Source organism: Streptomyces sp. LaBMicrA B280 (assembly GCF_049222185.1).
GTDB classification, from domain to species: Bacteria; Actinomycetota; Actinomycetes; order Streptomycetales; family Streptomycetaceae; genus Streptomyces; species Streptomyces murinus.
This window is the reverse complement of sequence record NZ_JBMJCT010000051.1, coordinates 1-1,535: the sequence shown is the minus strand read 5'-3', so window position 1 is coordinate 1,535 and position 1,535 is coordinate 1. Positions and strand designations below refer to the sequence as shown.

Below are 1,535 nucleotides of genomic sequence, written 5' to 3'. Positions count from 1 at the left end.
TGATCAGCCGTTTGTGGGCGGTCTGGAACGAGCCGAGCTCGTCGGGCAGGTCCCGCCAGGGCGAGTTGGTGCGGTACTTCCACGCGATGGCCTCGAGGGTGCGGCGGTGGTCGGCCCACCGCCACCCGCGGACCGGATCGGCCGGCATCAGCGGCTCGATCCGGTCCCACATCGCATCAGTGATCACTAATCGGACAGACATATCCGATCAACTGACCAACCCATCAAAGAGACACGCTCTAGTTGTGCCGCGCCCGTATCACCCTCCTGCGCCTTCTTGACCCAGCCCACCGCGAGCCTCGCCGGCCAGGGCCCGCTGGCTTCGTCGGTGTAGGGCGAGAACGGTTGATGCCGAGTTCGGGCAGCAGATGTTGATCAAGCGGGTCCAGAATGTCGTCGAGTTCCGGGAATGCCTGCTACCCCTACCCGACCACCGACCACGAGCCCCCGACCATGATCACGATGAAGATATGAAACCCCTGGTCGCGGTCATGGTTGGGCCAACCACCACCCCGACCATGAAGTGAGCAAAGCCAAGGAGGGCAGGTGGTGGCGCATTCGTTGATGACGGCGCAGATGAGGCGAATGCCACCGAGGTAGGGGGAGATGTCCTCGTCACCGTGCAAGTGGGCCGCGTCCTGGAACCACTGCAGCCACAGATCGCCCCTGCGGAAAGCGGGTGGCCAGTCGCCGTGCAAGACAGAGTCGGCGTACGCGGGGGCGCCCGTGACTGTGGGCTGGTCGTAGCCGAAGTCGGGCCGGAGGAGGCACCGATCCAGGTACGCGGCGAGCAGGCCGCCGCCTCACGCTGAGCCGAAACTCGCCAGCGCCACGCGGTAGGCACCGCCCATGAAGCAGCACTCCCTGACCCGCCTGCCTCCACTGGCCACTCTGCCGCACATGCCCCGGCCCCACACCCCACACCCCGGCGCGCCCGCCCCGACGGCGACGGCCGCTGCACCACGTGCGCCTCCGTTCCGATCGACGAATGGCCCAGTAGCCCGGCATTCAGCGGACGCCGGGTCGGAGCGTCGCTGAAGGAGTCGCATGTGTCCACGGACAGTGGGACATCCGGGTGAGCGGACATTTCAAATCCTTGCTGACGGGCAGTTGATCTCCTTGTCCGGTATGACTGTTCGGTTGTATCCGTGCGTGCATGGTCGGGATGACTGGGCCGTGCGCCTGATTCGATGTCAGTGGCGGCTGCGATGGTGGCGGCATGATTTCTTGGAGCCTGCTTGATCTCGACAAGGCCCCGCGTGCCAGCTGGGTCGCCGACACCTGTTCGCCCGACGGCCACGCCGACTGACATCACGGCTTTGATCGTCAACGACGTCTTCGGCGGTGATCTCGTGGTCGGCGAGGTGCACCTTGACGGAACCCAGGACGGTTTTCACTGGTGGAACCGGCTACCTAAGCGTTGTCCCGTAAATGATCTAGGGCGTGTGCGTTGACCTGTCTGTTCGTCGTCACCCGGCGAGGGTGAGGTTGTGCAGGCGGGCGATGCCGAGCATCGCGTGGTGGACGCCGTCGCC

Annotated in this window: 3 protein-coding genes; 1 reads left to right on the top strand and 2 read right to left on the bottom strand. The window is 65.3% G+C overall.

Annotated elements, in window-relative coordinates; genetic code table 11:
* Both ACLF5H_RS30360 and ACLF5H_RS30355 read right to left on the bottom strand, forming a co-directional pair.
* Positions 1-202: transposase (locus ACLF5H_RS30360; protein WP_421679203.1), on the bottom strand; the 202-nt coding region annotated here is incomplete at its 3' end.
* 220 nt (positions 203-422) lie between these two features.
* A complete protein-coding gene (locus ACLF5H_RS30355) occupies positions 423-794 on the bottom strand; it encodes a DUF6000 family protein (protein WP_421679204.1) in 372 nt (123 codons plus the stop codon).
* A 525-nt stretch (positions 795-1,319) separates the two neighbouring features.
* Here ACLF5H_RS30355 and ACLF5H_RS30350 point away from each other — a divergent pair.
* Positions 1,320-1,454 (top strand): YunG family protein, encoded by a 135-nt coding sequence (locus ACLF5H_RS30350; RefSeq protein WP_421679202.1) that lies wholly within the window; start codon positions 1,320-1,322, stop codon positions 1,452-1,454.
* Positions 1,455-1,535 lie beyond the last annotated feature (81 nt).